Source organism: Streptomyces sp. NPDC057654, from assembly GCF_042800135.1.
Classification (GTDB): Bacteria; Actinomycetota; Actinomycetes; order Streptomycetales; family Streptomycetaceae; genus Streptomyces.
Genome location: NZ_JBHVHQ010001435.1, coordinates 1 through 1,203, shown reverse-complemented (window position 1 = coordinate 1,203; position 1,203 = coordinate 1). Strand labels below are relative to the sequence as shown.

The following is a 1,203-nucleotide window of genomic DNA, read 5'->3' as shown; positions in this document are numbered from 1 at the left end:
GGCCACGACCGCGCCCGAGCGGGGCGCGGCGGCGATCTCCATGCGCAGCTCCCACTCCTTGCGGGGCTCCTCGACGACCTCCAGCCGCTCCAGCATCCGTTCGGTCTGCCGGGCCTTCGCGGCCTGCTTCTCGGTCGACTCGACGCGGGTCTTGCGGGAGATCTTGTCGTTGTCGGTGGCCTTGCGCCGGGCGTTGCGGACGCCGTGCTCCATCCAGCTGCGCTGGGTACGGGCACGGGCCTGGAGTCCGGCGCGGGTGTCGGCGTACTCCTCGAACGCCTCGCGCGCGTGCCGCCGGGCCCGCTCGCGCGCCTCCAGATAGGCCGCGTAGCCGCCGCCGTAGACGTTGACCTGCTGCTGGGCATGGTCCAGCTCGACGATCCGGTGCACGGTACGGGTCAGGAACTCACGGTCGTGGCTGACGAGGACCGTCCCGGCGCGCAGCCCGGTGACGAACTCCTCCAGGCGGGCGAGGCCGTCCAGGTCGAGATCGTTGGTGGGTTCGTCGAGCAAAAAGACGTCATAGCGGCTGAGCAGCAGGGAGGCGAGTCCGGCGCGGGCCGCCTGGCCGCCGGAGAGACTGGTCATCGGCCGGTCGAGGTCGATCTTCAGCCCGAGGGAGCCGGCGGTCTCCTCGGCCCGTTCGTCGAGGTCGGCGGCGCCGAGGGAGAGCCAGCGCTCCAGCCCGGCCGCGTAGGCGTCGTCCGCGCCCGGCGCGCCCTCGACGAGCGCCTCGGTCGCGGCGTCGAGCGCCGCCTGCGCCGCCGCCACGCCGGTGCGCCGCGCCAGGAAGGCCCGTACGGTCTCCCCCGGCCGGCGCTCGGGCTCCTGCGGCAGATGCCCGACGGTCGCACCGGGCGGGCTGAGCCGCAGCTCGCCCTCCTCGGGCGCGTCGAGCCCGGCGAACAGCCGCAGCAGTGTCGACTTCCCCGCGCCGTTGGCTCCGACGAGCCCGATCACCTCGCCGGGGGCGACGACGAGGTCGAGCCCGGAGAAGAGGGTGCGGTCGCCGTGTCCGGCGGCGAGATCCTTGGCGACGAGGGTGGCACTCATAAGGGACCCGACTTTATCCGGTGCGCGCCGGTCGGATGAAACGGATTCGCACGCGAGCGCGGACGCGGGCCGATGGCGCCAATGGCGCGGGACGCGCTTCGGTGCCCGGAGCCGGGCGCTCCGCTCCGTACGAGCCGCTCCCCATCGGTA

At 73.7% G+C, this 1,203-nt stretch carries 1 protein-coding gene; it reads right to left on the bottom strand.

What is annotated here, in order from left to right:
• Positions 1 to 1,053 (bottom strand): ATP-binding cassette domain-containing protein (locus ACFU99_RS44155; RefSeq protein ID WP_384404502.1); only part of this gene is annotated, 1,053 nt, incomplete at its 3' end.
• Positions 1,054 to 1,203 lie beyond the last annotated feature (150 nt).